Here is a 26,035-nt window from a genome sequence, read left to right on the forward strand (position 1 = left end):
CAGGGCGGCGATGCGGGTCATCTGCTCGTCGGTGAGGGCGAAGTCGAACACGGCGAGGTTCTGCGCCATCCGGTCGGCGCGGACGGACTTGGGGATCACCACGACCTCCCGCTGGACCAGCCAGCGCAGCACCACCTGCGCCACGGACTTGCCGTGCTCCTCGGCGATCGCGCTGAGCACCGGGTGGGCGAACAGGTTGTTCTTGCCCTCCGCGAACGGGCCCCACGACTCGATCCGGACACCGTGCTCGCGCATGATCTGCTGGTCGGTGGTGCGCTGGTAGAACGGTGGGTCTCGATCTGTGTTGAAGTTCGAACCGGCCGTGTCGACCACGACTTCCGGGAAGGAGCAGTACCCAACAATCGCTGACAAAATACGCTTCTCATTTCGGCGCCTCGCAAATCCCTTTGCGTGCTCAAGGGGTCTGCGGAGAAGACACCCGATCCCGAATTGATGCCGAAAGGCGCATTCTCGACGGTTCGACTCGCGGCACCGCCGTCCTATCGGCCAGGGGCGGAGCGCGGCGGCCACGCCGATCGCGACGAAATGGTTGTGTGACAACACGGTACGGACCGGGCATGATCGCCCGGCCCGCATGACAGGTCAGTCCTTGACCTGTTCCTTCCTCGTGGATCAGTGGGTTGTGCCGGGGCGGTCGGTGTCGCCGCGCCACTGGCCGGTCTCGGTGCCACGGGACTCGATGAACTCCTTGAACCGGACCATGTCGCCCTTGACCCGGCGGTTGAGAATGCCGAGCTTGTCGGCGGCGTTCTCAACGAAGCTGTCCGGGTCGATGTCCATCTGCGCGGTCACCCGGGTAGTCGCATCGCCGAGGGGGCGGAACGTGACGACGCCGGCGTGCTGAGGACCATCGTCGGAGCGCCAGGCCACCCGCTCGTCAGGGTGCTGTTCGGTGATCGTGGCGTCGAACTCCCGCTGGACGCCCGCCATGCTGACAACCCAATGTGTATGGGTGTCGTCGACCTGGCTGATCGTGTCGACCCCCTCCATGAAACGGGGGAAGGACTCGAACTGGGTCCACTGGTTGTACGCGGTCGTCACGTTGACATCAACGTCGATCGACTCGGTGATCGTGCTCAAAATATAGTTCCTCCCAAAATTGTGGGGTGGAGGTGAGAAATTGTTCGCTCGAGGGAGCGACATTTCCTACTGTACTCGGCAATTTGCATTTCGGCGCATTGTTGGCGAATTAGGTGGGAAAGGAGGCGCACGTCACCCGCTCAGCAGGCCGGGAGCGGGCCGCTTGAGCTTGCGGGCAAGGCGTTCGGCTCTCGGCCAGCGGACCTGGCTGGCCCAGCCGAGCTTTTCGAAGGCCCAGATGACGCGGGCGGAGATGTCCAGCTGCCCTCGTTGGACCCCGTGGCGGGCACAGGTGGGGTCGGCGTGATGGGAGTTGTGCCAGGACTCGCCCATCGAGGCGATGGCCAGTGGCCAGAAGTTGGCCGACCTGTCCCGGGACTCGAACGGCCGCTCACCGATCATGTGGCAGATCGAGTTCACCGACCACGTCACGTGGTGCAGCACCGCCACCCGCACGAGGCTGGCCCAGAAGAAGGCGGTCAGCGCACCCCAGAGCGACAGGGTGATGAGTCCGCCGAGCATCGCGGGCGCGAGCAGGGTGAGCACGGTCAGCCACGGGAACAGCCGGTCGACCCGTTGAATATCGGCATCAGCCAACAGGTCCGGGGCGAACCGTTGGGCGTTGGTGCGCTCCCGGTCGAACATCCAGCCCATGTGGGCGTGCCAGAACCCCCTGGCCAGCGCCGCTGCCGAGGTGCCGAACAACCACGGGGAGTGCGGGTCACCCTCCCGGTCGGCATAGGCGTGATGACGACGGTGGTCGGCCACCCAGCCGATCACCGGACCCTGCATGGCCATGCTGCCCACCACGGCCAACGTGATCCGCAAGCCGCGCCGGGCCTTGAACGCGCCGTGGGTGAAGTACCGGTGGAACCCGACGGTGACACCCAGACAGGTCAGCGTGTAGAAGAACGCGGCCAGCCCGATGTCGACCCACCCGAGCCCCCACCCCCACGCCACCGGCACCGCCGCCGCCAACGCCAGCAACGGCACGACCGCGAACACCTTCACCAAGAACATCTGCAGGGGTGTCTTCTCCCCCGCCAACATCGGCTCCGCACCGCGACGGGAATCCGACGCGGACCGATCCAACGTGCTCGTCACTGCTACCTCCCGGTAACGCCGTCACATAACAGGACTCGCCACCGGGGACTCGAGTGACCAGAAGGAGTTCACACATTCGGACCTGCTCAAACCTGCGGGAGCCACAGTCGAACGTGCGACAACAATTCGGTCAACGTCGCGGCGGTCGGCATGGTTCCGCGAAGGGCTCGGTGCTGGGCGGTGTCGCCGCCGTCATCGGGCCACGCGACGACCCGACGAGGATCCGGGCGCGTTCGAGGGTGAACCCGGCGGATCTGGGCACCCCACCACTGTGATGAGGCGGTCGGACCCGAACTTCCTGGCGATCACCGTGCCCGCGCACGGTGATCAGCTGCCGTGGATGCGTGACCGGATGCAACGCTGGCTCTCCGACCAGGACATCCCGCCGACCATGTGTGCCGACATCGTCCTTGCCGCGCACGAGGCACTCACCAACTCCGTCGAACACGCCTACCGCCGCCGGGACGCGCCGGGGACGATGGACCTCGCCATCATGGCGGACCCGGACACGGTGTCGTTCTCGGTCACCGACCATGGCGAGTGGAGAAACTCGATCCCCGAACAAGACAGCCCCCGCGGGCACGGCCTGCCGATGATCAGAGCACTGGCCGCGCAGGTCGATCTCGTCCCGACCTCCCACGGCACCGCCCTGACCGCGCGCTTCCCCCGACACGACTGAGGTCAGAACGTGGGGAGCAGGCCGGCCGGGGCGGAGGGCGCCCATTCCGCCAGGAGCAGGGTGGCGTCGTCCTGCAGGTGTCCACGCTGGTGGTCCAGTACGGCATGGGTGATGCGGCGCAGCGTTTCCGGTGCGGGCAGTCCGCCGCGGTGGTGACGTTCGGCGAGGTCGACGAGCCGGTCCACCCCGAACTCCGCTCCGCGCAGGTCGCGCGCCTCGGTGATGCCGTCGGTGTGCAGCAGGACCCGGTCGCCGGGCTCGAGCTGCTCCGAACCGACCTGGGGTGACGTCGGGGACAGGTGGCCCAGGCCCAGCGGCGGCCGGACCGGACTGTGCAAGGTCTTGATCATCTGGCCGCGGCGGATCAGCACCGGGGGTGGGTGACCGGCGTTGAGATAGCGCAGCACGCCGGTGGTCAGGTCGAGATCGGCGAGCAGGGCGGTGACGAAGCGAATTCCGGCCTGCCCGGCGATGACCTGGTCGGCCTGTGCGGCGGCGGCGTAGAGACCCTGCCCGGCCCGGCGCGCGTTGCGGGTCGCGGCCAGGGCCAGAGCGGTGGTCAGGCCGGCTGCCACGTCATGGCCCACCGCGTCGAACACGGCCAGATGGGCGCGGTCGGCGTCCACGGCATAGTCGTAGCCGTCCCCACCCACCCGGTCGTAGGGCTCCATCACCGCGGCCACCACCAGGTGCGAACAGGCGAAGGTCTGCGGCGGCAGCAGCTGCCAGAGCAGCTCAGCGGCCACCGACATCGGTCGGGTGCGACGCACCAGGTGGAACCGGTCGCTGTAGGGCAGTTTGCCGGCCACCAGGTGCCCGATCAGCCCCGCGAGCACCCAGCAGCGCTCGCGGATCTCGGTGTCGTGGAGGTCGGCGCGCGCGGGCAGGACCACGCGCACAACGCCGAGGCGTTCGGTGCCGTCGACCAGCGGCACCCACAGCCCGGGCTGCCCCGCGTCCGCCGGAATGATCTCGACCAGGCGAAACGCCCGGCCGGCAAGGGAGTCGTCGACCCCCAGCGGCGGGCCCGCCTGCGGGCGCACCGGGTTGAGCTGGCGTTGCGCGAGATCGACCAGATACAGCTGGAGCGACAGGCCCAGCCGGGTCATCGCGCCGTCGATGATGTCCACCAGATCGTCCGCGCTGGCCACGTGGGCCCCGTTGATGATCTCGGCCAGCGCCGCGTCCCACGATTGCTCTCGGGCCGGTTGGCCGGCGAACGGGCTGGCCGTCACGGCGCCGCCACCTCGATCAGCACCGACACCGACGCATCGTCCACCGCCATCAGCTCCATGCAGATCCGGCAACCACCTGACCAAGCAGCACCGCCGGGATCCCGGCCCACGCCAAGAACCCCCTCACCGTACTCCCGGCCTCGCCGACCCCCGACAGACCAGCCTGGTCGCAGGCCTTGCCGACGCCCTCCAGCGGCGTAACCTGGAGGTGGCCACATTGGATGCTGCCCCAGACCCCGGCAAGCGACGCGCCCGACGCGATCACGACCCGGGAGGGCACCCCGTGCAGCCTGCCAACTTCGATCAGGAAACCAACGCCACCCTGGCCGCCCTGTGCGAACCACCTCCGTTGACTGTCGAGGTGCACCACCACCTCCCGGCCGTGGTGGTCGACGTCGGCGGTGAGCTGGACGCGTTCACCGCTCCCCGGCTGCTCGCCACCCTTCAAGCTGTCCTGCGCGAACGCTCCCCGGTCCTGATCGTGGACCTCACGGCCGTGCGGTTCATGGGATCGGCCGGGATCTCCGTACTCCTGGAGACATACCAGCGCGCCGGTCCGCACACCACGCTGCGCATCGTGGCACCCAGCCGAACCACGCTGCTCCCCCTCCAGGTCACCCATCTGGACACCGTCCTCGATCTCTACCCGTCCCGCCCCGACGCACTCGCCGCCCCCGAACCATCCCGACCGACGACATGACCAGCTCAGTGCGCACCGCGGATCCGCCCCCGCCGGCCCGCATCCTCGTCGTCGACGACACCGCGGCCAGCCGGTACATCACGACGCGGTGGCTGCGCCGCGCCGGCCACGAGGTAGTAGTGGCCGGCACTGGCGACCAGGCCCTGTCGATGGTGCACGACCATCCGTTCGAACTGGTCATCCTCGACGCGCGGCTGCCGGACATGAGCGGGTTCGACGTCTGCGAGCGCATCAAGGCCCACCCGGACACCGCGGCGCTGCCCGTCATCCACATCTCCGCGTCGTTCATCGAAACCGAAGACCGCGCCCAGGGCGCCGACGCCTTCCTGACCGAGCCGGTCAACCCGGGTGAGCTCATCGCGACCGTGCAGGCGGCGCTGCGCTACTCCCGCGCCCGCATCGCCGCCGAGCGGCTGGCTCACCGGCTCACCCAACTGACCGACGTCAGCCTGGCGATCAACGGCGCACAGACCTTCCCGGAACTGGTCGCCGCGGTCACCCACGGCGCCACCCTCGTCTTCGGCGGTACGGCGAAGGTTCTGGTCGCCGCATCGGCCACCACCCTGTGCCGGGGCGCCACACCGGGCGCCGGGCAACGCATCGACGTGCACATCGAGCCGGTGGCCCTCCTCGAACAACTCGCCGCCGCGCATCTCGGCACCCGCGGCGGCGCCGAGGTCGGTACCGCCAGGGGGTTCGGTCGGGACACCATCGCCGTGCTGGCACGCACCAAACCCGACCAGCCGGCGCTGTGCGTCGCGCTACCCGCCGAAACGGTCACCACGCCGGAAGACCGCAACCTGCTGCGGCAACTGGGACAGATGGGCGCCCTGGCCGCGCAGGGCCTGCGCGCCTACGACCGGGAGCACCGCCTGGCCCTGACCCTGCAACGCGGCCTGCTGCCCAGCCATCTCCCCCAACACCCCGATCTGCCCGTCGCCGTGCGCTACATCCCCGCTTCGGCCAACACCGAGGTCGGCGGCGACTTCTACGAGGTCGCCGAACTCGACGGCGCGATGCTGATCGCGATCGGCGACGTCACCGGCCACTCCATCGAAGCGGCAACCATCATGGGCGAGGTCCGCCACGCTCTGCGCGCCTACGCCGCCGAAGGCCACGGACCCGCGCAGATCATCCACCAGTTGGACAAGATGCTGTGCCGGTTCCACCCCACCGGCTACACCACACTCTGCATCCTGCTCGTCGACCTGCACACCGGCGCCGTCACCCTCGCCAACGCCGGGCATCTCCCCCCGCTGATCGTCGACCACGCCGGCGCCCGCTACCTCCCGCTCGGCGGACCGCTGCTGGGCGTCGGGGTCGACCGGCCCAACGAGACCCGGATCCCGCTCCCGCGCGGCACCACCGTCGTGCTCATGACCGACGGCCTCGTCGAACGCCGCGGGGTCCCCCTCGACGAGGACCTCGAAACCCTCCGCGCCTCAATGATTCCCGGCGAGAACGTCGAACACCTCTGTGACCGGCTGCTCGCCCGCTTCGGCCGGAACAACCGCGATGACATCGCTCTGCTCGCCTTCCACCGAAACCACCCCACCGGTCCCCCCGACTGACGCGCGGTCGGACATCGTCCATTTGGGACAGTCGATGGTGGTGTTCGGCTCAGCGTTGCCGGGGAATTCGGTACATGACCGTGGGGTCGTACCCGCGACCACCGTCGAGCCGCCAGGGCGGCTGGTCGGTGTCGGGAACCGGCGCGGTCCTGGCGGTGGGTGCGAGCAGCTCGCCGAGGTTGTCGATGTTGCCTCGCCGGGAGGCTCGCAGCAGCACCTGATGCGCCGCCTCCGGACGGGTCTGCGGCGGAATCACGAGCAGGGTGATGCGCGGCTCGTTCGGCCCGATCACGTCCATCGTGTCGTTGGCCTGAGAGTGGAAGCCGCCGAGTCGGACCGGTTGTCCGTCGACGGTGATGCGGCGCGGCGCGGCGTCCCACCCGGTGAGGTTGTAGCTCACCCGCAGGACTCGACCCAGCCGGATTGCCAGCACCGCTAGCAATGCTGGCAATTCGGCAGACAGGTCCCGTGACCGGGGCCACCACGCTCCGTCAACGTACCCCGTGGCGGGCGCCTTCGGCTTCAACTTCAGTCGAAGTCTCCGCCGGGGCTGCTCAGTGGTCATTATGGCCGGTGGGATGATGATGCGAAGGTGTGGGCCCGAATTCATCTCGGTGCTCCGTCCCCGGCCGAACGACGGCCGGTCTGGGTCGTCGAGCACGACACGGACGTGATCGTCCACATGCGAGATATCCTCGACACCAAGGACACTACACCGCGGCGGTCATGATCGGTTGCTGTGGACCCGAACGAGCCAGCTGAGAATCAGCTGTGAAGACTCAGAATCCGCGATCACCGTGTGGCATTTGAGCGTTGATACAGGTGTGACGAGAGCATTCATGCAGCGCCCACCGACCATGAGTCCGCCGACTCTTCCGGAGGGCTGGCCGATCGGTTCCTACGACAGGTACAAGGACGCGGAGCGCGCGGTCGGCCATCTCGCCGACCAGAATTTTCCGGTTCAGGGAATCACGATCGTCGGCGTCGAGCCCATGATCGTCGAACGAGTCGCCGGCCGGCTCACCTGGGCGCGGGTTCTGGGCGCGGGAGCGGCCTCCGGGGCCTGGCTCGGTCTGTTCGTCGGCCTGCTGTTGAGCCTGTTGACGACCGGCGCCGGCGCGCTGCCGATCCTCATCGGCCTGGTCTCCGGAGTGGGATTCGGCGTCGCCTCCGCCGCGTTCAGGTACTCCGCGACCAACGGGCGACGCGACTTCGTCTCGCACAGCCAACTCGTCGCCAGCCGGTACGACGTGCTGTGTCAGCCGCGCACTGCCGAACGCGGCAGGAACCTGCTTGCGGCACTGGCGATGAAAGGCCCGGCGACCGCCTGAACCGGCGGTGCTACGGTGTGGGCCGCCGGGCGTGGTTGCCGCGGTGCCCGGTGCGCGTCTTGGTCTTGGCATCGTCGATCTGCCGGATCAGGTCGTCCCGGACCTCGCCGACGGCGACCGTCAGATCCCGGGCCGACGAGGTGGACACCAGATGCAGCCGGGGATTGCGGCTGATCCAGCACTCCAGCGTGATCCGTTGACCGGCACCGTGGCGTTCCTTGATCCTGATCTCCAACTCGACCTGGGTGTCCGGGAAGGACCGTAGCCTCGGCTCCAGTGCTGCCAGACGTTGGACGATCCAGTCACGTTCGAACCACTGGAACCCGGTGGGCAGGTTGAGCCGCTGGGCGATCACGCTCGGGTCGCGCCGAGTGTCGTCCGGTGCGGCGCCACCGCTTCCGGGGCTGCTCACGTGTGGCTCCCCGTTTCCACTACCTCGGACCGGCCCAGGGTGTCCGAGACGGTGCGTCTGCCGAGCCGGATACCGTTGCTCATCAGGATCTCCTCGACGCCGGCCACGGTGTCCGACCTGGCCGCCGAACTCAGCACGGCCCGGGCGAGGCCGCCGGGTGTGTCCGGCGGCACCACCAGCAGCATCATCCGGCGCTGGTTCGAGCCGGTCAGCACGACCGTGTTCGCGTCGAGCACGGGAGAATCGACCAACGTGACCGACCAGTCCTCCACGGTCAGCTCGCGCGTGGTCTTGTCCCAGTCGTCGACGTGGTAGGCCACCTGGCGGACCGGGCCGACCCACGAGCTCATCGCCAGCACGAGTCCGGGGAACTCCCTGGCTGGATCGTGGGATCGCGGCCACCAGGCCCCGTCCACACGGCCGGGGGTAGCCGTGTGCGGCTTCATCCGTAACCGCACGTCTTCGCGCGCCGGCGATGCCGGCTCACCGGCGCGGGTGTCCGGGTTCGAGGTCGGCCACGCTTCCCGCGCGGTCAACGCGACTTCTCGGGGATGTGGTCCAGGGCGTCCAGCACATGCACCGCAAGGTCGAACGAGCTCTTGTCGTCGAGTGTGGAGTGGTCCTGCAGCGCCTTCTGGACCATCTTGACCCTCAGGTCGTACAGGGAGACATACTTTCCGTTGGTGCTCATCGTGTCCTCATTTCTGTTGGATCTCGGCAGCGTCGGTGTAAGCCGTGCAGACGCAACCCCGGTTGAACTTCCCGGAGATCGTCGCGGTGCAGTAGCGGGCCGCGATCCGATCGTGAAAGTCCCAGGGATGGGGGCATACCGCACACTCCGCGGCGACCGAACCGTCGGCGGCGGGGGGTCGGTGCTCAGCAATCGGAGCGGTGGACTGGTGCTGACGGACTGGCATGAGGTCCCGGTTCTGGGTTAGCCGGCGTGGCTGGCACCTCGAAACGGGAATGTCATCGTGTCCGGATACTCACAGTCTACTCGCCAACCGCGCGGGCAGCGCCACGACGAAGCCATCGATCTCGACACTGGACCGACCAGGTAGAATGCTGGTGTCGAGGGCTGTTCGTCCACCGGTCTCACGAATCCGCTCGCGAGCTCCGCACGCCCAGGGCGCGTCCGCTTCCTTGTCATATCACTATTCGACCGCACCGTCGGGAGATCCGCTATTACCCTTTCCCCGCCGCTGTCGCCTTCCGTGGCCGCCCCCCGTGCTCTGGCCGATGTCTACGGTCCCGGTGTCGCCGTCTGCGCGCGGCCGGTGCTGGAGGTTGCCGAGCCGCGGGGCAGGCACCGCCACACCCGCGACGTGGTGTCCGCCAGACCCCTCGCGGTCGCCGCCGGCACGCCGGTCATCTGCAGCGCGGGTGGCACCGATCCGAGCCTGCTGGCGGTGCTGCGCGACGGCGGCTTGCCGGTCAGCACCGACCTGCGTGATTTCCGCGACGAGGCGCAGTTCACCGCGCGCGTGCGGGAGGCGATCGCCGACGATCTGCTGATCTCGATGGAATACCCGCAGCCGACCACGCTGTGCCCGGACGACCGCACCGTCAAGAGTGCGCGGCTCGTCGGCCACCTGAACAACAAGGCCAGCATCAGCACCCTCGTCGATCCGCGCTTCCAGGCGCGCCGCAGCGTGGTGGCGCGTAGGCAACTCCCCGAAGCGGCACCGGCGGACAGGTCCTGGGTACTGAAGGCCGCGACCGACGAGGCGCACGGCGGCAGCCTCGACGTGTACCTCCACCAAGCGGGCGAACAGATCACGCTGCCCCCGTTCACCGGAGTGCTCGGCGAGTTCGTGATCGAGGAATACCTGCGGATCCGGCGCAACTGGGGCATCCAGCTCTGCGTCGGAGTCGATGCCCGGGCGCGACTGCTCGCCATCACCGAACAACGCGTCGACGCCACCGGCATCTACGTCGGTGGCATATTCGGGCCGGTCACCGCACCGCCGGCCGAGTTGCTCGCCGAGTGCGTCGCGATCGCCCAGCGCGCGGCCGACCTCGGATACCGGGGCCTGTGCGGCCTGGACTGCGTCCAAAGCTGGGACGGCCAACTCGTCATCCTCGACCTGAACTTCCGGATCACCAGCGGCACCATCCCGTTGCTGGCACTGCGATCGGTACGGCCCGACACCCTCGACCAGCCCGCCGAATCGGCGAAACTGACGGTCGCCGCACCGATCGCCGAGCTGCTCGCCGAACTGCGACCGGCGCTGTCGGCCGGCGGCCTGATCGTCATCGCCGGCCATGACACCCGCCGCACCGACAACCCCGTCGCGCAGAGCACGCTTCAACTACTGGTGTTCGGCGACGACCCCGACGACGTAGCCATCCGCCGCGGGGCGCTGGAAGCCCAGTTCGGCTACTGACCGGCTACCGCGCCGCTCGCTCGCTGGCTCAGCCCGTCGAGAAGTATGTCGAGGCCGGTTGCGAACCGTTTGTCGTGGTTGTCCAGCCACACGTGGCGGCCGAGGGCGGCCAGGGTGGGGAAGCGGTCGGGGGGCAGCGCGCGGAAGAACTGGTGGAGTTGCTTTCTGGTGGCGGGATCGTGGACGCGTTGCTGGTTGGCCGAGGTGCTGGTGTTGCCGATCTCGAAGCCGACGGTGTAGCCGACGATGAGAAAGTAGGCGTGACCGAGCTGCCGGTGGCCGAGCCCGGCGGCGTGTAGGGGGCGCAGGAAGGCCTCGGCGAGGGCAAGGGAGTGCGGCCCGAGGGGGTCGCGGGTGGTCAGCAGGGCGGCGACCCCGGGGTGAGCGCTCAGCACCGCGCGCAACCGATGCGCCAGCACCGTGATCTGCCCGGTCCAGGGCAGTGCGCGGTCGACCTCGCAGTCGACCTCGGCGAGCACACCGTCCAGGACGAGGTCCTGCAGGCTTTCCTTGCTGCGCACGTGCCGGTAGAGCGCGCCGGGGACCACGTCGAGCCGGGCGGCGAGGGCGCGCATGGTCAGCCCTGGGACGCCTTCCTGGGCGATCAGCGTGAGCGCTTCGGTGACCACCCGTTGCCGGGTGAGCGTGGGTCGCCGCTGGCTGGTGGCCTCGGGGGCGCTGAACCACAGTGTCGCGTCGGCCTCGGCTGGCACCGTTCACTCCCGTCGAGATTTGCTTGTGAACGTCGTTCACGATACAGTGAACATGGTTGCTCGACAAGTGAACAGTGTTCCGTCCGTTTGGGACATTCATCCCGAGCCGCCAGTGAAACAGAGCAAGGACGTGTGCACAATGGAAGTCATGACGCGCTGGGATGCTTTTCACGATCTGCGCGGCGCGCAGGAACAGGCGATCTACTACCTGACCAGAATGCTGGGGCAGACCCGCGGGCAGGAGCTGCAGCAGTCCGGCTTCAGCGGGACCAGCGCTGCGGCATGGTCGCCGGCGATCGATATCTCCGAGCGCAACGACGCCTACGTCGTCGCGGTGGAACTTCCCGGAGTGAAGCTCGACGACCTGGAGATCGCCTACCAGGACGGTCTGCTCACCATCCAGGGCGAGCGGGATGAGGTCCAGGCCTCCGAAGACGAGCAGACCCACCTGGTGGAGCGCCGCTACGGCCAGTTCCGACGCTCGATCACCCTGCCTCTGCATGTGGCGGCCGACGCCATCGACGCGACGTTCGAAGACGGTGTACTGCGCGTGGTGATCCCCAAGGCCGAGGAGGCAAAGCCCAAGCGCATCGAGGTGCATGCCGTTGCGTCACCGGCACTGGCCGGCACATCGAACGGCACCACGAAGTAGGAGCAGTCGTCACCCCCCGCTCGGCACCGAGCGGGGGGTGACGGTGTGTCCACGGTCAGGCCGGCGGGTCGGCCGGCTGGGACTCGGCTTCGGCCAGCCGGGTGTGCAGCCGGCTGCGGATCTCCTCGGGTGTGTAGGCGCGGCGGCGCCGCTCGTCCCGGGCGATCACCACACCGGTGGCCGCCACGCCGAGAAACGCCGCCAGACCGAGCATCTTCCACCAGCGCATCGACCTAGGATAGCGCCGTGCCGGGTACTCCACTTGATCTCGACGAGGCCGTCGCCCTGACGCGCACGGGGGACGTGTGGCTCTTTCGCGGGCGCTCCGCGGCCGACCGGACGATTCAGGTCACCACGAACAGCCCGGTCAACCACGTCGGCATGGCGGTGGTCATCGAGGACCTGCCGGCGCTGATGTGGCACGCGGAACTGGGTCGATCACTGCCGGACCTGTGGACCGGCACCCACCAGCGGGGCGCGCAACTGCACGATCTGCGCAGCGCGGTCATGGTGTGGGCCACCCGGTACCGGCAACGGGCCTGGTTGCGCCAGTTGCACTGCCCGCGCACCCGCGAGCTGGACGACGCCGTGCTGCGCACCATCGCCCGCCTGGACGGCACCCCCTTCCCCAGCACCGCCCGGCTCGCCGCGCGGTGGCTCGGTGGCCGGCTGCGCGGCGGCAGGCGCAATGCCGACGACACCGGCCTGGACACCGCCTACTGCGCGGAGATCGTCGCCCGCACCTACCAGGCGATGGGCCTGCTCCCGCCGGGACATCGGCCGAGCTGGTACGACCCCGGCCGGTTCTGGAGCGGCGACCGCCTCGACCTGGCCGGCGGAGCCGAACTCGGCACGGAGATCGCCGTACGGGTGCCGGACGCCTGACCGCCGAGGCGATCAGTCGTGGCTGAGGTTGGGTGGATGGTGGCCCTCGGGCGCCGCCCGGTCGAGATCGGCCGTGCGGAGCCGGAACACCTGCAGGTCGGTGTCGAAGTATTTGGTGGTTTCGCCGACCCAGTGCATGCCGTTGTGCCGCACGGTGGCCGCGGCGCGGACGTTCTCGGGCCGCACGACCGCGAAGATCTCGTTGACGTCCTGGCTGAACGCCCAGGTCGCCAGCGCGTGGGTCGCCTCGCTGGCGTAGCCGTTTCCCCAGGTGTCGGGGTGGAGTTGCCAGCCGATTTCCAGGTCTTCGTTGCCGGGTGGCAGCGGGAGCAGTGCGGCTCCGCCGATGACCAGGCTGTCGGTGTCGCGCTGGATGGCCCACCGGCCGGCCGGCGCGGCCAGCCGCGCGTCCTCGGCGATCCACTGCTGCAGCAGCAGGCGCATCGCGGCCAGGTCGGCGACCAGGTCCATGTCGGGGCTGAGCCAGCGGGTCACCTCAACATGCCCGAAGATGTCCAGCGCGGACTGTGCGTCGTCGACCCGCCAAGGCCGCAGCGTCAGCCGCTGCGTGGTCAGAACCTGGGTCGTCGAGATCATCGGGGTCATGTGCGTGCTCCGGTCTCCGGCCGGCGACCGGAAGTTGTTTCGTCGATGACGAAACCGGCTCTATCGCCGGAATACGAGGTGCCGTCGACAACACCGACTATCGCATCTCGCCGGAGTTCTACCGCCAAACCGGAGCGCCGCGGACCTCCCGTCCGACTGCTCTCCGTACCACCGAGCCTACACCGCGGAGCGTAGGGGTCAGAGCCAGCCGCGACGTTTGAAGATCAGGTAGAGGCCGACGCAGACGGCGGCCATCAGCAGCAGTGCGAACGGGTAGCCGAGGGTCCAGTGCAGTTCGGGCATGTGTTGGAAGTTCATGCCGTAGACGGTGCCGATCAGGGTGGGAGCGAACAGGATGGCCGCCCAGGCGGAGATCTTCTTGAGTTCCTCGTTCTGGAGGTTGCTGGCCTCGGCGAGGCGTTGCATCTCCTCGTTCTGGGTTTGGGAGACCAAAGTGGCGTTGACGGTGAGGATGTCGGCGAGCATGCCGCGGAAGTTGTCCACCTGCTCGACCACGGTGGTGGCATGGTCGGCGACGTCGCGCAGGTAGCGCCGCAGTTCCTCGTCGGTGTCGTATTTCGTGAAACCGGCGGCGAGACTGTCGAGCATGCCGACCAGGGGTTGGGTGGCGCGATGGAACTGCACTACCTCGCGGGAGAGTTCGTAGATGCGCCGGGAGACTTTCGGGTCGCGGCCGAACACCTCGGTTTCGATCTCGTCGATGTCGTTCTGGAGACCGGTCACCACGGGAGCGTAGGCGTCCACCACGGCGTCCAGCACCGCATAGAGCACGGCCTCGGGGCCGCGTCGCAACAGGGCGGGATCGTTTTCCAGGCGGCGGCGCACCGCGGCCAGGTCCGGTCCTTGGCTGTGGCGCACGGTCAGCACGAAGTTCGGTCCCACGAACAGGTGCAGCTCACCGAAGGAGACCTCTTCGGCCTCGTCGCGGTAGTGGGCCGAGCGCAGGACCACGAACAGGGTGTCGCCGTAGCGTTCCAGCTTCGGGCGCTGGTGGGCGGTGATGGCGTCTTCCACCGCCAGTTCGTGCAACCCGAACTGGGTGGCCGCGGACAACAACTGCGCCTCGCCCGGCCGGTACAGCCCGATCCAGGCCATGCTGCCCGGCTGCCGCAGCAACCGGAACGTCTCCCCCAGTGTGGCCGGGAACTCGGCCGGCCGGCCGTCGAGATAGACGACGTTGTTGATGACGCTGGTGTCCACCGGCGGCGGACGGCCATTTCCGGTGGTGGTCATGTCGGACGTGGTGTGGGTTTGGCGCGCCGGTGGACGCGAAGCAGGTCACTGTCGATGGTTCCGGCGATGATGTGCGCGGCGACGTCGCTGAGGCGGCGGTTGTTGCTGCGGGCGTAGCCGCGCATCAGCTGGAAGGCCTGGTCCAGCGACAGGCCGGTGCGCTGCGCGAGCATGCCCTTGGCCTGCTCGAGGACGACCCGGCTGGTGAGCGCCGCCTGGAGCTGGGTGGCGAGCTGCGCACGGGCGGCGATCGCGCGTTCCTGCAGCAGGCCGACGGTGGCGACATCGGCCATGGCCTGACCGATGCCCCGATCCGCCTCGCTCAGCGGGCCCGGCTCGGCGCGGAACAGGTTCAGCGCGCCGATCGTTTCCGTGCGCAGCCGCATCGGAAGTGCCTGTGCGGAATGGAACCCGAGTTGCCGCAGTCGCGGGGTGAACGCCGGCCAGGCCGAGTGCATGGCGGGCAGTCCGGCGCGGGCCACAGGCTTTCCGGTGCGGTAGCAGTCCAGGCAGGGTCCTTCGTTGTTCTGCAGTTCGTAGAGCTCGAGCAGCCGGGCCTCCTCGGTGGAGGACGCCATCACCCGCAACTCGCCATGCTGGTCGGCGAGCATGATCCCGGCGGCGGTGGCGCCGAGCAGCTCGACGCTGCGGATGGCCAGGGTGTGCAGGAAGTCGATGACGTCGAAGTCGGCGACCAACGTGTCGGCCAGTTCCACGAACGTGGTGGCGATGAGCTGTTCCCTGCTCGTCATGAGTTCCGCCACCCTTTCGACCGGCCGGGTGGGACCGCCGGGTTCGGACCCCGATCAGGCCGCGCCGAAAGGGTCGTGATCATCGCACTGTCCTGTCAGGATCAACCGGGGCACCACCGATCGGGTGACCGTCCTGAGCAATAGCCGCGATCCTGACCTGCTGGAGTGTCATAGGCAGCCCTCGATCGGTGAGCGTCACGCCGGGGGCTGGGGCAGCTACCCTCCCACTGTACGCCCCCGACCGGCAGAAAGCCCGTCATCAGCCGGACCAAGGTCCGGGGGCGCGCACGTCCGTCCACTGCGGACTGTCTCGACCCGCCCGGACCAACCGCGCCAATCGGCCCCCGCAGCGCGTACACTGAAGGTATTCCGGTCGCGACGACATCCCACCTCCGAGGTGCCAGCCCTTCCGGCCCCTTTGGAAGCAGTGGTTTGTATGTCCCTCCCGCACCGCACCCTCCGTGAGACCAACGGCCAGGCTCCAGCCTCCGTTGGCGCCACGCCCACCCCAGCCACGCGCCGCACCCCTGCGCCGCCGGCTCAGCCGCCTGCCGCGGAACCGGCACGAGTGCCCCGCACCCGCACCGGAGCCGCCTGGGCGGGCCTCATCGCCGCCGCTCTCCTCGCCGTCCTGCTGATCATCTTCCTGGTGCAGAACACCCGCAGCACCGAGATCTCCTTCCTGTGGATGACCACCAGCACCCCACTGGCCGTCGCGCTGCTCATCGCCGCCGTCGGCTCCGTTCTGATCACCCTGGCGATCGGCACCGCGCGCATCACGCAGCTGCGCCGGCAGGTCCGCAAGAACCGCACCTGACCATCCCTGTGGGCGTCGTCCTCGACGACCCACCCCAGACCGGCCGCGGTTCGGCCGGGGACGGGAGCACCGACATGACGTCGGGTCCGCACCTTCATCTCGCCACCTCTCCGGACAGCACGGTCACCGAGCCTCGGCAGACCCTGCGGTTGAAGCTCAAGCCGCAGGCGCCCACCACGGGCGACGTCGACGGAGCATGGTGGCCCCGCTCGTGGGACCTGTCCGCCGAACTGCCGGCGCTGTTATCGGTGCTGGGCGTTCGGCTGGGTCGCATCGGCCGGGTCAGCTACAACCTCACCACCTGGACCGTCGCCGACCGTCGCGTCGACGTCGACGGGCACCAGGTGCGGCTGGGCGGGTTCCACGCCCAACACCCGCACACGATCGACGTGATCGCATCGAACGGAACGCGGCTGACCCTGCTGGTCCTCCCACCCGCGACCGACGCCGCAACCGCACACTCGATCATGATGATCGCGGCCCGGCGCAACAACGTCGACAGCATCGAGGATCTGCTCACACCGCTCGCCGCCGAGCCCGCTGCGCCGGCCGGCGACCGGCCCGACGACCGCTCCGTGCAGCGCTGGGAGGTCGACGGCGGCCTGGTGTCCTCCCCACGTGCCTGACCACCCCGCCCTGGTTAACCCCTCCACCACGGGTGGTCGAGGTCCAGCACGCTGATCCGCACGGAACCGGACTGGTCCGGCAAGGCGAAGACGCACACCTCCGTCAGGCGCGGCGTACCGGCCCGGTCGCCGTGTGCCGGATGGTCGAGGGCGGCCGTGTGCTGGCGGATGCGGTCGATCAGCAGCCGGGCTTCGGCCGCGGTGAACAGACCCAGCCGAGCGGCCCGCAGGATGATCTCGATGGCGCCGGAATCGGACTTCCCGTTACCCGGAACATCGACGAGTGCCATGACAAGGCCCTTCGGTCGGCTCTCGACACGCCGGGGGCTGGGGCACTTACCCGCTCACCCTACCCCGCTCGAGCCGTTCCGAGACCCCGGCCACAGCAGGTTTAGCTCACCAGGACCGGCGGTACCCCTCGACCAGCGATGGCGGAGGCCCGTCCGGTCTCTGTTTCCGCTTCTACCGGTTCAAACAACGTGCCGGTGCGTTCCCAGCGAGTTCTCTTGCTCAGCATGATGTCTGAGCGGTTAGGGAGTCCAGATCTTGAGCAGTATCACCGAGTCGATCGATGTCGATGTCGATGTGCCGACCGCGTACAACCAGTGGACCCAGTTCGAGTCCTTCCCCCAGTTCATGGAGGGCGTGGACTCGATCACGCAGGTGGATGACACCCGCACGCACTGGGTGGTGAGCGCCGCGGGTGTGCGGCGCGAGTTCGACGCCACGATCACCGAGCAGCATCCGGACGAGCGGATCGCCTGGCGTTCCAACGACGGTCCGCAGCACGCCGGTGTGGTCACCTTCCACCGGCTCGGCGAGGCCACCACCCGGGTCACTGCGCAGATGGAGATCGACCCCGAAGGCTTCGTCGAGAACGTCGCGGACAAGCTCGGTGTCCTCAAGGGCAGGGTCAAGGCGGACATGAAGCGGTTCAAGAGCTTCATCGAATCCCGTGGCAGCGAGACCGGCGCATGGCGCGGCGACGTCGACCGGCCCGGCAGCACCAACCACTGAGCCCAACCAGAAAGGATCACCATGAGCACCGATGACAAGTTCGACGCCAAGGCCGACGAGCTGAAGGGCAAGGCCAAGGAGGCCGCCGGAAAGGTCACCGGCGACAAGGGCCTCGAAACGGAAGGCCAGGGCGACCAGGCCAAGGGCAACCTGAAGCAGGGCGTCGAAAAGGTCAAGGACGCTTTCAAGGACTAACTGACGGCGGTGTGGGCCGGACGGGGAACTCTCCCGCCCGGCCCACAACCAATCGCCACGTCGACATGACTCATACCTAGTCACCCCAGTCCCCGGTGGCCACGCACATCGCAGTCGTCACCAGGAGATATCACGTGACTAGTACGCTTGATCGTTCGACGCAGGAGGCCCGCACCGGGCCGCAGCCGATGCTGGCGGGTGAGAAGAGCCCGACCCAGATGGTGCTGGTGAAGGTGTTCGCGATCGTGCCGCTGCTCGCCTTGGCGGCGGCGGTGCCGGTCGCCTGGGGATGGGGGTTGGGCTGGGTCGACATCGGCCTGGCCGTGTTCTTCTACACGCTGACCTGCCTGGGTGTCACCATCGGTTTCCACCGGTACTTCACCCACGGCGCGTTCAAGGCCCGGCGCGGCTTGCGGATCGCCCTCGCCGTCGTCGGGAGCATGGCCATGCAGGGCCCGGTCATCGGCTGGGTCGCCGACCACCGTCGCCATCACGCCTACGCGGACCGGGAAGGCGACCCGCACTCCCCGTGGTTGTTCGGCACCTCGGCCGCCGCCCTGGCCAAGGGATTCTGGCACGCGCACATGGGTTGGATGTTCAACCGGGAGCGCACCAACGTCCAGCGGTTCGCCCCGGACCTGGTGGCCGACAACGACATCCAACGCATCGACCGGCTGTTTCCGGTGCTGACCGTGGTGACCCTGCTCGCGCCGGCGGTGCTCGGCGGTCTGCTCACCTGGTCCTGGTGGGGTGCGGTGACCGCGTTCTTCTGGGCCAGCCTGGTTCGGGTCGCGGTGTTGCACCACGTGACGTGGTCGGTGAACTCGATCTGCCACATGATCGGTGAGCGGCCGTTCGAGTCCCGGGACAAGGCGGCGAACTTCTGGCCGCTGGCCATCGCCTCCATGGGCGAGTCCTGGCACAACTCCCACCATGCCGACCCCACCTGCGCCCGGCATGGCGTCCAAAAGGGACAGATCGACATCTCGGCCCGGATCATCTGGGCCTTCGAAAAGCTCGGCTGGGCCACGCACGTCCGCTGGCCCCGGCCCGAGCGCCTCGCGCGCAAACTCAAGTCGACAGGAAATGCACGTCGCCTCCCGACAGCGGACTTTGCGCCCTCGAACAGGAAGTGATCCGCCATGTCCCAACGCCGCGTACCCGCGGAGCCGGCAGCGCAACGACCGGTCGAACCCCTGCGGACAACTCCCGCGCAGCCCGCCGCACCGCCGGCGACCAACGGCGGGTCCGCACCGGCCGCAGCACCGAGGCGGGTGCCGCGCACCCGCACCGGGGCCGCGTGGGTGGGGTTGGCCGCGGCCGCGGTCATCGCCATCGCGCTGATCGTGTTCCTGGTACAGAACACCCGTAGCACCGAGATCTCGTTCCTGTGGATGACCGCCAGCACCTCGCTGGCCGTCGCGCTGCTGATCGCCGCCGTGGGCTCGGTGCTGATCACTCTGATCCTGGGCACCGCCCGGATCACCCAACTGCGCCGCCTCGCCCGCCGCCGCGGCGGTCCGCGACAACCCGACGCCGGTAACACGCTCCCGGAGGAGAACCGACTGTGAGCACCCATGAACGGCTCGCCGCCCTGTCCGCCGCAGGAGTCTCCATCTGGCTCGACGACCTCTCGCGAGAGCGGCTGCGGTCGGGCGACCTGACCGAACTCATCGAGAACTACTACGTCGTCGGCGTCACCACCAACCCGTCGATCTTCGCCACCGCCCTGTCCAACGGTGCGGCCTACGACCAGCAGGTCCGCGAACTCGCCCGCCGCGGCACCGACATCACCTCGGCGATCCGCGAGATCACCGTCGCCGACGTGCAGCACGCCTGCGACCTGTTCAGCGACACCTACAAGGCCACCAACGGCCTGGACGGGCGGGTCTCCCTCGAGGTCGATCCGACCCTGGCCCGGGACAGCGACGCCACCGTCGCCCAGGCGTGCGACCTGTGGAAGGCCGTCGACCGACCCAACCTGCTGATCAAGATCCCGGCCACCGAGCAGGGCCTGCCGGCCATCGTCGCCACCCTCGCCGAGGGCATCAGCGTCAACGTGACCCTGATCTTCTCCGTCGAGCGCTACGAACTGGTCATGGACGCCTATCTCGACGGCATCGAGCAGGCGGCCGCCAACGGCCACGACATCAGCCGCATCGCGTCCGTCGCCTCGTTCTTCGTCTCCCGGGTGGACACCGAGATCGACAAGCGGCTCGAGGCCATCGGCAGCGACGCGGCCATGGCACTGCGCGGCAAGGCCGGCATCGCCAACTGCCGCCTCGCCTACGCCGCCTACGAGAAGGTCTTCTCCAGCGACCGGTGGAAAGCGCTCAAGGCCGGGGGCGCGCTGCCCCAACGACCGCTGTGGGCCTCGACCGGAGTCAAGAATCCCGACTACCCGGATACCCGCTACGTCTCCGAGCTCGTCGTACCCCACACGGTCAACACCATGCCGGAGAAGACCCTGCGCGCCTTCGCCGACCACGGCACCATCGACAGTGACCGGTTCACCGGTTCCGCCGAACAGGCCCGGCAGGTGTTCACCGACCTCGAGACGGCCGGTGTGGACCTGACCGACGTGTTTCTCACCCTGGAAAACGACGGCGTCAAGAAGTTCGAGAACTCCTGGAGCGAGTTGCAAAGCTCCGTCCGCGACCAACTCGCCAACATCCACTAGCTCGACGTCCGTCCGCAGATATGCCACAAGGAGAGCACGACAAATGGCGCATGGTCAGGCCACCCTTGACGTCGACGGGTCCGATCTCGACGCAGTGAAGCGTTCTCCCCGTTCCGTGTGGCGTTGGCACCACATTCTGGCGACCTCAGCGATCGGTTTCGCCCACGGCGCCTTCGGCGAACGCACCTATGTGCGCGGTGACGCCCTTCCCGCGGCGATGTCGGTGCGACGCGGACATCGCCGGATTCCTACCGACCGAGCATCGCTCGCCGCGGCCTTTCCGGCGGCATCGGGACGGCTGGTGATCTTTGTTCACGGGTTGGTGGAAACCGAACGCTCCTGGTTTCGCACCCCAGCGGGTAGGGACTTCGGTGGTCGCCTCGCCGACGACCTGGCATGCAGCCCGGTGTATGTCCGATACCGCACCGGTCGCCACGTCACCGACAACGGCCACGAGCTTGCCGGTCTGCTCAGCGACCTCGTCGGCAACTGGCCGGTGGAGGTCACCGAGATCATCCTCATTGGACACTCGATGGGCGGCCTGGTGGCGCGGAGCGCGCTGCACCACGCTCACGACCTCGCTCATCCGTGGCGGTCCCAGGTGGCTGGGCTGGTGTGTCTCGGCACGCCACACACCGGCGCGCCGTTGGAGCGCGCGGTGGCCCGTACGGCGGCCCTGCTCGGCCGGTCGCCGCTGACCGGACCGCTTCGCCGGCTGTTGGCGGTTCGCAGCAACGGCATCCAGGATCTCGCGAAGGGCTACCTGCACGAAACCCGAGGCACCGACGGCCAACGGTTCGATCGTTCCGGGGACCCCCCGCCGCCCCCACCTGTACGGCAGCTGTTCGTGGCCGCGACGCTGTCCCGGTCGCAGCACAGCATCTGGGGCAGACTCGTCGGCGACCTGCTGGTCCGCCCGGCAAGCGCCGCGGATCCGACCCACAACGCGGACGTGCGCTGGCTGGGCGGGCTGCATCACTTCGACCTCCTCGGGCACGATCGCGTCTACGACGCCATCCTGCAATGGCTTCGGACGACGCCCGCTTCATCAGATGTTCAGGCTTACCCGTTCGTGTAGTAGCCAGGTTTCCCGCGAGGTTCTCCGGGTAGATCTGTGGAGCGTCAAGCAGCCGGCGCTCCCGATCATCCCCCGCAGGTCCCCATCCCCTTTGCCGCTCGTCGGCAGAGGGGATCTCCGCGCGGGCTTTTCGTTCTGTCCATTGTGGTCATGGTTGGTTCTGGAGGTTTCTTTCCATGATGGTGCGGCTGCCGGGTGTGTACCGGCCACAGGCGGATACCTTGATGTTGGCCGAGACGATCGCGCAGGCGGCGATACCGCGGGGCGCTTCGGTGTTGGACGTCGGGTCGGGCGCCGGTGCTCTGTCGCTCGCCGCGGCCCGGGCCGGGGCCGCGCGGGTGCTGGCGGTGGACGTCTCCCGCCCCGCCGTGGTGACGACCTGGGTGAACGCGGTCCTGCGGGGTGCGCCGGTTCGGGTGCGCCGCGGCGACGCGCTGGAGGCGGCCGCGGACCACAGGTTCGATGTGATCCTGGCCAACCCGCCGTACGTGCCGTCCCGCCACCAACCGCCGACCCGAGGGCGGGCCAGGGCCTGGGATGCCGGTGGCGACGGCCGCGCGATGCTGGACCGGGTGACGGCGCTGGCACCGATGCTGCTCACGGCCCGCGGCGTGATCCTGATCGTGCACTCGGCCCTGTGCGGGGTGGATCGCACGCTGCATCAGTTGCGCGGCGGCGGGTTGAAGGCATCCGTCGTGGCCAGGCGGACCGAGCCGTTCGGGCCGGTGATGCGCGGCCGAATCGGGTTCCTGGAACGTGCCGGACTCATCGAAGCCGGTCAGCGCCACGAGGAGTTGGTGGTGATCCGGGGTGACCGCACCGAGCCCACCGCCTGACGTTGTGCGCCCTCCGGTGTGTGATCAGGGCAGCGGTTGACGCAGCGAGGTCGTTCCGGCGTCCCAGGTGGCCGTCAGGTGATCGGCCAGCCGTTGTTCGAGCAGTTCGGTCGCCTGCACCCCCAGGACGATGTCCGCGGCGAGTTCTGGTTCCCGGTCGAGCAGGTCGCCGACCACGTCGCGGCGCATCACCTGCTCGTGCACCGCGTCCGCCTCGATGTGCTCGGTATAGAACCGGATACACGGCTCGGGCAGTTCGAGCCGGCGCAGCGCCTGGGCCATCCGGTGGGCGCTGGGTGCGGTGGTGATCTCGGCGGCGGTGAAGTGCCCGACCAGTGCGCCCCGCAGCGCCCGGTGCAGGCCGAACATCGACATCAGGTTGACGATGGCGATCGCCGGCGCCGGCACCACGTCGAGGTAGTGCAGATAGCCGGGATTGAGCCCGGCGGCGTCGAGCAGGTCGGCGAAGAGTTGGGAGTGCATCCGGTCGGCGTGCCCGCCGCCGAACTCGTCGAACTCGACGGCGACCAGGGATGCCTTGGCCTGGCCGGAAAGTCGTGGGATGACCCAGGCGTGCGGGTCGGCCTCCTTGTGGTGGTAGATCGAGCGGTGGACGAAGTACTCGCGCACCTGGTCGAGGGTTCCGTTGTCCCGCAACCGGTGCGAGATGCCCGCGCCGGGCACGTGCTCGACCAGCAGCGGGTCCAACGCGGCCGCCACGTCGTCTCCCCCGTCCACATCGCGGCGGACCGCGGTCAGGAACGTGCGCTCCAGGACAGCCCGCAGCCGCAGCAGATCGGGCTGCCACTCCCAGTCCGGCCGTACCGAGCGAAAACCCCGGTAGTGCAACTCGTAACACAGGTGCAGCGCGAGAGTGAGGTCCGCACCGTAGGGGTCGGCGAGCTCGACTTCGGCCAGCGGCAGTCCGTCCGGTGGCGGATCGTCGCGCAGTGCCGCGATGACCGCGGTGGACAGGGGCCCCCGTGGTTCGGGAAGCTCCGGCACGGTCCGGGCCAGTACGTGCGAGGTCATGAACTACCCGGCGAGCCGGCCTCGATCTGTTGCTGGATATGGTCGAGCGTGGTGTCCAACGACTGGTCGATCTCCTCGGCGGCGGCGTGCTCGGTGCGCAGCTCGATGTCCACGATGGTCCGGTCCTGGTCGGCCCGCAGGTCGAGCATGCCGGCATAGTCGTTGTCGCCTTCGGAACCCCATTGGATTCGCCGGGCCGTGCGGTCGACCCGGAACCACGCCTCGCCGCGCTCGGTCTCGCCGTGCACCTCGGCGGTCACCTCGACCGTGTCGCCACCGGCCGGTTCGGCCGAGGTCATCCGGTCGAAGTAGCGCGGCAGGTTGTGCACATCGGCCAGATACTCGAAAACCCGTTCCTCACCGGCCCGCAACGTGCGGGATCGACGATAGGTGGGCATGGCAGGCTCCTTTCGGCTTGTCGACTCGAAACCATGTGATGAATCAGTTGGTGTCCTTCGGCTTGGCGCCGTCGTAGACGAGCTGGGTCAGGTCGGAGACCGCGATCGCGGTCAGCGCGGTGGTGGCCAGCCTGGTCGTCTTGGGGGCGAACACCAGTCCCGCCGTGAGAGCGGTCGCGATCCAGACACCGAGGCAGAACGGACACGTGATGAGCTCGCCGATCGAGTGCTGAATGCCGTGGCCTCGCGCCGACTCCTTGACCTCCGCCTCCCCGGTCGGTCCCTCGTAGCTGGTGAACGGCGCCCGCAACGGGCTCGTCACCGACTCCTTGGCGATCAACCGGCTCGCCTTGTGCGTGGCCAGTCCCAGCAGCACGGTGTCCTGCACGCTGAACCGGGCCGGCAACCGGACCCCGCGAGCCCGCCCGATGACACCCGCCAACCCGACGAGCGCCGTGTACCCGCCCAGCACCACCGAGTACGCCAGTAGCGGACGATCGTTCCCGGCGGAATACCGCTGCTGGAGCCGTCGTCCATTTCGGCGCAAACCGTCTTTCACATCGCTCACATTCACCACGTCGCGTGGGCTACCCAGCCCCATCCCTTATATGCCGCCGCCCGGGACGAGACTTGTCCGGTCACCGGGGGTTCTGGTTGAGATCGGCGATGAGTTGGGTCAGTGCCGCGTGGTACCGGCCGGGTCGTTCGGACCGGTCCTCGGCCTCGACCTGTTGCAGGACTTGGTGAGCATGGCTTCTGGTGGCGCCGAAGTCATCGGCCGCGGCGTAGTAGTCGCGTTCGCTGTCCGCAGGCCCAGCGGGTGCGTCGTTGTCATCCAAACCCGGCATCTGACCTGGGTTCCCGGCCTGGGCCGGCCGAAACCGGGGTGGGGCATGGCGCGGTACCGGCGGAGGACCACCCGATCGAGTATGTCGACTTCGAAGAACTGCCGCCGGTCAAGGACGACTAGCGCCCATTCGGGTGGCGAAGGTGTCGGTTCCGGTCCGGACGCGGAAGGGTTCCAGCGCGGCCCGCTGCTGTTCGGCTCGCTCGATCAGGTGATCGAAGTCGATGTCGGGGAGGCGTTCACCGAGGCCGGCGAGGTCACGCAGGGTGGTCCACATCTGCTTCTTGCCCTCGATGCCCATCGCCAGGAACTCCAGCTCCACGAACCGGCTCAACGGTGAGTAGCTGGTCAGCCGGCCGTTGAGCTTGAGCCGTCCGAGCCGCTCGGCGACGACGGCGAGCCCGGTCTTGACCGGATTGGGCCGCGCCCCGACCCGGTGCATGATCAACCGGAACGTGTCCACATCCTCGGCGATCCCCGACGCGACACCCGCCAGCGCCTCGCCGAGCGCGGTGTCGCGGTTGGCCCGCTGCGCCCGGCGAGCCATCTCCCGCCACAGCACACCCATCGCCAGTTGGTCCCGAAGATAGATACCCAAAAAGTCGTTCACCCGCAGGGGCTTCACCGCCCACCGGGCCGGCAAACCCACCGCAACGGTGGTTTCAGCCGATCCGCCGCTGGAGCTGATGTCTTTGTACCTTGACCCCGGGGCCGGGATCGCGTTGGTTTGCGGTGCCGGCGTCGCGTGATCCGCGGTGCCGGCCGCGTGACCTGTACCTGACCATGGGAGGGAGCGGTCGTGAAACTTGCCCGTCGGATGGACCGGCTGGGGACGGAGTCGGCGTTCGAGGTGCTGGCCAAGGCCAAGGAGTTGGAGCGGCAGGGCCGCACGATCATCCATCTGGAGATCGGCGAGCCGGACTTCGACACGCCGGCGCACATCGTCGCCGCCGCGCGGGAGGCGCTCGCGGCGGGTCACACGCACTACGTGCCGGCGCCCGGCATCCCGGAGCTGCGTTCGGCCGGGGCCGAGTTCCTGGACCGCACCGGCCGGATGCGCACGACACCGGACCGGGTGGTGGTCACGCCGGGCGCCAAGCCGATCATGTTCTTCACGATCATGGCAT

The 26,035-nt window shown here is 68.5% G+C and carries 37 protein-coding genes; 17 read left to right on the forward strand and 20 right to left on the reverse strand.

Annotated features, from left to right (window positions below):
- From VFO68_RS13485 to VFO68_RS13495, 3 genes are all read right to left on the reverse strand, one after another.
- On the reverse strand, positions 1-372 hold a 372-nt coding region (locus VFO68_RS13485), incomplete at its 3' end, for an aldo/keto reductase (RefSeq protein WP_325158594.1).
- A 261-nt stretch (positions 373-633) separates the two neighbouring features.
- Complete coding sequence (locus VFO68_RS13490) at positions 634-1,101, reverse strand: SRPBCC family protein (RefSeq protein ID WP_325158595.1); 468 nt, start codon at positions 1,099-1,101, stop codon at positions 634-636.
- A gap of 132 nt (positions 1,102-1,233) precedes the next feature.
- Positions 1,234-2,151 carry an acyl-CoA desaturase gene (locus VFO68_RS13495; protein WP_325158596.1) on the reverse strand — a complete coding sequence of 306 codons (918 nt, stop codon included), beginning with the start codon at positions 2,149-2,151 and terminating at the stop codon, positions 1,234-1,236.
- A 328-nt stretch (positions 2,152-2,479) separates the two neighbouring features.
- Between VFO68_RS13495 and VFO68_RS13500 the strand changes: the two genes are divergently transcribed.
- Positions 2,480-2,884, forward strand: a complete 405-nt coding sequence (locus tag VFO68_RS13500) for an ATP-binding protein (RefSeq protein ID WP_325158627.1) — start codon at positions 2,480-2,482, stop codon at positions 2,882-2,884.
- Between the two features lie 2 nt (positions 2,885-2,886).
- Here VFO68_RS13500 and VFO68_RS13505 read toward each other — a convergent pair whose 3' ends face one another.
- Complete coding sequence (locus VFO68_RS13505; protein ID WP_325158597.1) at positions 2,887-4,119, reverse strand: PP2C family protein-serine/threonine phosphatase; 1,233 nt, start codon at positions 4,117-4,119, stop codon at positions 2,887-2,889.
- Positions 4,120-4,402: 283 nt separating this feature from the next.
- Between VFO68_RS13505 and VFO68_RS13510 the strand changes: the two genes are divergently transcribed.
- Positions 4,403-4,819 carry an STAS domain-containing protein gene (locus VFO68_RS13510; protein ID WP_325158598.1) on the forward strand — a complete coding sequence of 139 codons (417 nt, stop codon included), beginning with the start codon at positions 4,403-4,405 and terminating at the stop codon, positions 4,817-4,819.
- Positions 4,816-6,390, forward strand: a complete 1,575-nt coding sequence (locus VFO68_RS13515; protein WP_325158599.1) for a fused response regulator/phosphatase — start codon at positions 4,816-4,818, stop codon at positions 6,388-6,390. Before VFO68_RS13510 ends, VFO68_RS13515 begins: the two co-directional genes overlap by 4 nt.
- 49 nt (positions 6,391-6,439) lie before the next feature.
- Here the strand turns inward: VFO68_RS13515 and VFO68_RS13520 are convergent, their stop codons facing one another.
- Entirely contained in the window at positions 6,440-7,000 is a 561-nt protein-coding gene (locus VFO68_RS13520) for a DUF5994 family protein (protein ID WP_325158628.1), read from the reverse strand.
- Between the two features lie 229 nt (positions 7,001-7,229).
- Between VFO68_RS13520 and VFO68_RS13525 the strand changes: the two genes are divergently transcribed.
- Positions 7,230-7,721, forward strand: coding sequence for a general stress protein (locus VFO68_RS13525; protein ID WP_325158600.1), 492 nt, complete (start codon positions 7,230-7,232; stop codon positions 7,719-7,721).
- A 10-nt stretch (positions 7,722-7,731) separates the two neighbouring features.
- Here the strand turns inward: VFO68_RS13525 and VFO68_RS13530 are convergent, their stop codons facing one another.
- From VFO68_RS13530 to VFO68_RS13545, 4 genes are all read right to left on the reverse strand, one after another.
- Positions 7,732-8,133, reverse strand: coding sequence for an HPF/RaiA family ribosome-associated protein (locus VFO68_RS13530; protein WP_325158601.1), 402 nt, complete (start codon positions 8,131-8,133; stop codon positions 7,732-7,734).
- Positions 8,130-8,579 (reverse strand): DUF5994 family protein, encoded by a 450-nt coding sequence (locus VFO68_RS13535; RefSeq protein ID WP_325158629.1) that lies wholly within the window; start codon positions 8,577-8,579, stop codon positions 8,130-8,132. The genes VFO68_RS13530 and VFO68_RS13535 overlap by 4 nt, the downstream gene beginning before the upstream one ends.
- An 86-nt stretch (positions 8,580-8,665) precedes the next feature.
- Positions 8,666-8,824 (reverse strand): DUF6307 family protein, encoded by a 159-nt coding sequence (locus VFO68_RS13540; RefSeq protein ID WP_325158602.1) that lies wholly within the window; start codon positions 8,822-8,824, stop codon positions 8,666-8,668.
- Between the two features lie 7 nt (positions 8,825-8,831).
- Complete coding sequence (locus tag VFO68_RS13545; RefSeq protein WP_325158603.1) at positions 8,832-9,050, reverse strand: RGCVC family protein; 219 nt, start codon at positions 9,048-9,050, stop codon at positions 8,832-8,834.
- 297 nt (positions 9,051-9,347) lie between these two features.
- Here VFO68_RS13545 and VFO68_RS13550 point away from each other — a divergent pair, with 297 nt between their 5' ends.
- Positions 9,348-10,520 (forward strand): hypothetical protein, encoded by a 1,173-nt coding sequence (locus VFO68_RS13550; RefSeq protein ID WP_325158604.1) that lies wholly within the window; start codon positions 9,348-9,350, stop codon positions 10,518-10,520.
- Here the strand turns inward: VFO68_RS13550 and VFO68_RS13555 are convergent.
- Complete coding sequence (locus tag VFO68_RS13555; RefSeq protein ID WP_325158605.1) at positions 10,514-11,233, reverse strand: TetR/AcrR family transcriptional regulator; 720 nt, start codon at positions 11,231-11,233, stop codon at positions 10,514-10,516. The two genes, VFO68_RS13550 and VFO68_RS13555, sit on opposite strands and share 7 nt — an antisense overlap.
- Positions 11,234-11,381: 148 nt before the next feature.
- Here VFO68_RS13555 and VFO68_RS13560 point away from each other — a divergent pair, with 148 nt between their 5' ends.
- The gene (locus VFO68_RS13560) at positions 11,382-11,885 is read left to right on the forward strand and encodes an Hsp20/alpha crystallin family protein (protein ID WP_325158606.1); all 504 of its coding nucleotides are present in this window, start codon (positions 11,382-11,384) and stop codon (positions 11,883-11,885) included.
- Between the two features lie 55 nt (positions 11,886-11,940).
- Here VFO68_RS13560 and VFO68_RS13565 read toward each other — a convergent pair whose 3' ends face one another.
- The gene (locus tag VFO68_RS13565) at positions 11,941-12,114 is read right to left on the reverse strand and encodes a hypothetical protein (RefSeq protein ID WP_325158607.1); all 174 of its coding nucleotides are present in this window, start codon (positions 12,112-12,114) and stop codon (positions 11,941-11,943) included.
- A gap of 17 nt (positions 12,115-12,131) precedes the next feature.
- Here VFO68_RS13565 and VFO68_RS13570 point away from each other — a divergent pair, with 17 nt between their 5' ends.
- Positions 12,132-12,770: a hypothetical protein gene (locus tag VFO68_RS13570; RefSeq protein WP_325158608.1), complete on the forward strand. Its 639-nt coding sequence runs from the start codon at positions 12,132-12,134 to the stop codon at positions 12,768-12,770.
- Between the two features lie 12 nt (positions 12,771-12,782).
- Here VFO68_RS13570 and VFO68_RS13575 read toward each other — a convergent pair whose 3' ends face one another.
- From VFO68_RS13575 to VFO68_RS13585, 3 genes are all read right to left on the reverse strand, one after another.
- Positions 12,783-13,376 carry a GNAT family N-acetyltransferase gene (locus VFO68_RS13575; protein ID WP_325158609.1) on the reverse strand — a complete coding sequence of 198 codons (594 nt, stop codon included), beginning with the start codon at positions 13,374-13,376 and terminating at the stop codon, positions 12,783-12,785.
- A gap of 198 nt (positions 13,377-13,574) precedes the next feature.
- Entirely contained in the window at positions 13,575-14,630 is a 1,056-nt protein-coding gene (locus VFO68_RS13580; RefSeq protein ID WP_325158610.1) for a magnesium and cobalt transport protein CorA, read from the reverse strand.
- On the reverse strand, positions 14,627-15,382 hold the full coding sequence (locus VFO68_RS13585; protein WP_325158611.1) for a GAF and ANTAR domain-containing protein: 756 nt from the start codon (positions 15,380-15,382) through the stop codon (positions 14,627-14,629). Before VFO68_RS13585 ends, VFO68_RS13580 begins: the two co-directional genes overlap by 4 nt.
- A gap of 568 nt (positions 15,383-15,950) precedes the next feature.
- Here VFO68_RS13585 and VFO68_RS13590 point away from each other — a divergent pair.
- Together VFO68_RS13590 and VFO68_RS13595 are read left to right on the forward strand one after the other, a co-directional pair.
- Positions 15,951-16,199 (forward strand): LapA family protein, encoded by a 249-nt coding sequence (locus tag VFO68_RS13590; RefSeq protein WP_325158612.1) that lies wholly within the window; start codon positions 15,951-15,953, stop codon positions 16,197-16,199.
- Between the two features lie 74 nt (positions 16,200-16,273).
- Entirely contained in the window at positions 16,274-16,825 is a 552-nt protein-coding gene (locus VFO68_RS13595) for a DUF5994 family protein (RefSeq protein ID WP_325158613.1), read from the forward strand.
- A 14-nt stretch (positions 16,826-16,839) separates the two neighbouring features.
- On the opposite strand, the gene VFO68_RS13600 is transcribed toward VFO68_RS13595, so the two are convergent.
- Positions 16,840-17,115, reverse strand: a complete 276-nt coding sequence (locus tag VFO68_RS13600; protein WP_325158614.1) for a hypothetical protein — start codon at positions 17,113-17,115, stop codon at positions 16,840-16,842.
- A gap of 256 nt (positions 17,116-17,371) precedes the next feature.
- Between VFO68_RS13600 and VFO68_RS13605 the strand changes: the two genes are divergently transcribed.
- From VFO68_RS13605 to VFO68_RS13635, 7 genes are all read left to right on the forward strand, one after another.
- Positions 17,372-17,842: an SRPBCC family protein gene (locus tag VFO68_RS13605; RefSeq protein WP_325158615.1), complete on the forward strand. Its 471-nt coding sequence runs from the start codon at positions 17,372-17,374 to the stop codon at positions 17,840-17,842.
- Between the two features lie 21 nt (positions 17,843-17,863).
- The gene (locus tag VFO68_RS13610) at positions 17,864-18,037 is read left to right on the forward strand and encodes a CsbD family protein (protein ID WP_325158616.1); all 174 of its coding nucleotides are present in this window, start codon (positions 17,864-17,866) and stop codon (positions 18,035-18,037) included.
- Between the two features lie 188 nt (positions 18,038-18,225).
- Positions 18,226-19,173 (forward strand): acyl-CoA desaturase, encoded by a 948-nt coding sequence (locus VFO68_RS13615; RefSeq protein ID WP_325158630.1) that lies wholly within the window; start codon positions 18,226-18,228, stop codon positions 19,171-19,173.
- A 138-nt stretch (positions 19,174-19,311) separates the two neighbouring features.
- Positions 19,312-19,608: a DUF1049 domain-containing protein gene (locus VFO68_RS13620; RefSeq protein WP_325158617.1), complete on the forward strand. Its 297-nt coding sequence runs from the start codon at positions 19,312-19,314 to the stop codon at positions 19,606-19,608.
- Positions 19,605-20,717, forward strand: a complete 1,113-nt coding sequence (tal, locus tag VFO68_RS13625) for a transaldolase (RefSeq protein WP_325158618.1) — start codon at positions 19,605-19,607, stop codon at positions 20,715-20,717. Before VFO68_RS13620 ends, tal begins: the two co-directional genes overlap by 4 nt.
- Positions 20,718-20,760: 43 nt before the next feature.
- Positions 20,761-21,795: a hypothetical protein gene (locus VFO68_RS13630; protein ID WP_325158619.1), complete on the forward strand. Its 1,035-nt coding sequence runs from the start codon at positions 20,761-20,763 to the stop codon at positions 21,793-21,795.
- Positions 21,796-21,971: 176 nt separating this feature from the next.
- Complete coding sequence (locus VFO68_RS13635) at positions 21,972-22,631, forward strand: HemK2/MTQ2 family protein methyltransferase (RefSeq protein ID WP_325158620.1); 660 nt, start codon at positions 21,972-21,974, stop codon at positions 22,629-22,631.
- 24 nt (positions 22,632-22,655) lie between these two features.
- On the opposite strand, the gene VFO68_RS13640 is transcribed toward VFO68_RS13635, so the two are convergent.
- From VFO68_RS13640 to VFO68_RS13660, 5 genes are all read right to left on the reverse strand, one after another.
- The gene (locus VFO68_RS13640; RefSeq protein ID WP_325158621.1) at positions 22,656-23,663 is read right to left on the reverse strand and encodes an iron-containing redox enzyme family protein; all 1,008 of its coding nucleotides are present in this window, start codon (positions 23,661-23,663) and stop codon (positions 22,656-22,658) included.
- On the reverse strand, positions 23,660-24,061 hold the full coding sequence (locus VFO68_RS13645; protein WP_325158622.1) for an SRPBCC family protein: 402 nt from the start codon (positions 24,059-24,061) through the stop codon (positions 23,660-23,662). The genes VFO68_RS13640 and VFO68_RS13645 overlap by 4 nt, the downstream gene beginning before the upstream one ends.
- Before the next feature lie 43 nt (positions 24,062-24,104).
- Positions 24,105-24,629 (reverse strand): DUF1360 domain-containing protein, encoded by a 525-nt coding sequence (locus VFO68_RS13650; RefSeq protein ID WP_325158623.1) that lies wholly within the window; start codon positions 24,627-24,629, stop codon positions 24,105-24,107.
- A 70-nt stretch (positions 24,630-24,699) separates the two neighbouring features.
- The gene (locus VFO68_RS13655) at positions 24,700-24,909 is read right to left on the reverse strand and encodes a hypothetical protein (RefSeq protein ID WP_325158624.1); all 210 of its coding nucleotides are present in this window, start codon (positions 24,907-24,909) and stop codon (positions 24,700-24,702) included.
- A gap of 108 nt (positions 24,910-25,017) precedes the next feature.
- The gene (locus VFO68_RS13660; protein ID WP_325158625.1) at positions 25,018-25,476 is read right to left on the reverse strand and encodes a hypothetical protein; all 459 of its coding nucleotides are present in this window, start codon (positions 25,474-25,476) and stop codon (positions 25,018-25,020) included.
- A gap of 231 nt (positions 25,477-25,707) precedes the next feature.
- On the opposite strand from VFO68_RS13660, the gene VFO68_RS13665 reads away from it, so the two are divergent.
- Positions 25,708-26,035 (forward strand): aminotransferase class I/II-fold pyridoxal phosphate-dependent enzyme (locus VFO68_RS13665; protein WP_325158626.1); only part of this gene is annotated, 328 nt, incomplete at its 3' end.

The sequence above is a fragment of the Actinophytocola sp. genome, assembly GCF_035712165.1.
Classification (GTDB): domain Bacteria; phylum Actinomycetota; class Actinomycetes; order Mycobacteriales; family Pseudonocardiaceae; genus DASYTH01.

Bases quoted from the DNA above. Each gene is read 5' to 3' on its own strand.
- VFO68_RS13635 (WP_325158620.1), top strand. From the start codon at position 21,972: ATGATGGTGCGGCTGCCGGGTGTGTACCGGCCACAGGCGGATACCTTG.
- VFO68_RS13585 (WP_325158611.1), bottom strand. From the start codon at position 15,382: ATGACGAGCAGGGAACAGCTCATCGCCACCACGTTCGTGGAACTGGCC.
- VFO68_RS13595 (WP_325158613.1), top strand. From the start codon at position 16,274: ATGACGTCGGGTCCGCACCTTCATCTCGCCACCTCTCCGGACAGCACG.
- VFO68_RS13565 (WP_325158607.1), bottom strand. From the start codon at position 12,114: ATGCGCTGGTGGAAGATGCTCGGTCTGGCGGCGTTTCTCGGCGTGGCG.
- VFO68_RS13520 (WP_325158628.1), bottom strand. From the start codon at position 7,000: ATGAATTCGGGCCCACACCTTCGCATCATCATCCCACCGGCCATAATG.
- VFO68_RS13660 (WP_325158625.1), bottom strand. From the start codon at position 25,476: ATGGGTGTGCTGTGGCGGGAGATGGCTCGCCGGGCGCAGCGGGCCAAC.
- VFO68_RS13540 (WP_325158602.1), bottom strand. From the start codon at position 8,824: ATGAGCACCAACGGAAAGTATGTCTCCCTGTACGACCTGAGGGTCAAG.
- VFO68_RS13515 (WP_325158599.1), top strand. From the start codon at position 4,816: ATGACCAGCTCAGTGCGCACCGCGGATCCGCCCCCGCCGGCCCGCATC.
- VFO68_RS13535 (WP_325158629.1), bottom strand. From the start codon at position 8,579: ATGAAGCCGCACACGGCTACCCCCGGCCGTGTGGACGGGGCCTGGTGG.
- VFO68_RS13600 (WP_325158614.1), bottom strand. From the start codon at position 17,115: ATGGCACTCGTCGATGTTCCGGGTAACGGGAAGTCCGATTCCGGCGCC.
- VFO68_RS13615 (WP_325158630.1), top strand. From the start codon at position 18,226: ATGCTGGCGGGTGAGAAGAGCCCGACCCAGATGGTGCTGGTGAAGGTG.
- VFO68_RS13575 (WP_325158609.1), bottom strand. From the start codon at position 13,376: ATGACCCCGATGATCTCGACGACCCAGGTTCTGACCACGCAGCGGCTG.
- VFO68_RS13645 (WP_325158622.1), bottom strand. From the start codon at position 24,061: ATGCCCACCTATCGTCGATCCCGCACGTTGCGGGCCGGTGAGGAACGG.
- VFO68_RS13655 (WP_325158624.1), bottom strand. From the start codon at position 24,909: ATGCCGGGTTTGGATGACAACGACGCACCCGCTGGGCCTGCGGACAGC.
- VFO68_RS13580 (WP_325158610.1), bottom strand. From the start codon at position 14,630: ATGACCACCACCGGAAATGGCCGTCCGCCGCCGGTGGACACCAGCGTC.
- VFO68_RS13630 (WP_325158619.1), top strand. From the start codon at position 20,761: ATGGCGCATGGTCAGGCCACCCTTGACGTCGACGGGTCCGATCTCGAC.
- VFO68_RS13495 (WP_325158596.1), bottom strand. From the start codon at position 2,151: ATGTTGGCGGGGGAGAAGACACCCCTGCAGATGTTCTTGGTGAAGGTG.
- VFO68_RS13560 (WP_325158606.1), top strand. From the start codon at position 11,382: ATGACGCGCTGGGATGCTTTTCACGATCTGCGCGGCGCGCAGGAACAG.
- VFO68_RS13500 (WP_325158627.1), top strand. From the start codon at position 2,480: ATGAGGCGGTCGGACCCGAACTTCCTGGCGATCACCGTGCCCGCGCAC.
- VFO68_RS13640 (WP_325158621.1), bottom strand. From the start codon at position 23,663: ATGACCTCGCACGTACTGGCCCGGACCGTGCCGGAGCTTCCCGAACCA.
- VFO68_RS13610 (WP_325158616.1), top strand. From the start codon at position 17,864: ATGAGCACCGATGACAAGTTCGACGCCAAGGCCGACGAGCTGAAGGGC.
- VFO68_RS13525 (WP_325158600.1), top strand. From the start codon at position 7,230: ATGCAGCGCCCACCGACCATGAGTCCGCCGACTCTTCCGGAGGGCTGG.
- VFO68_RS13545 (WP_325158603.1), bottom strand. From the start codon at position 9,050: ATGCCAGTCCGTCAGCACCAGTCCACCGCTCCGATTGCTGAGCACCGA.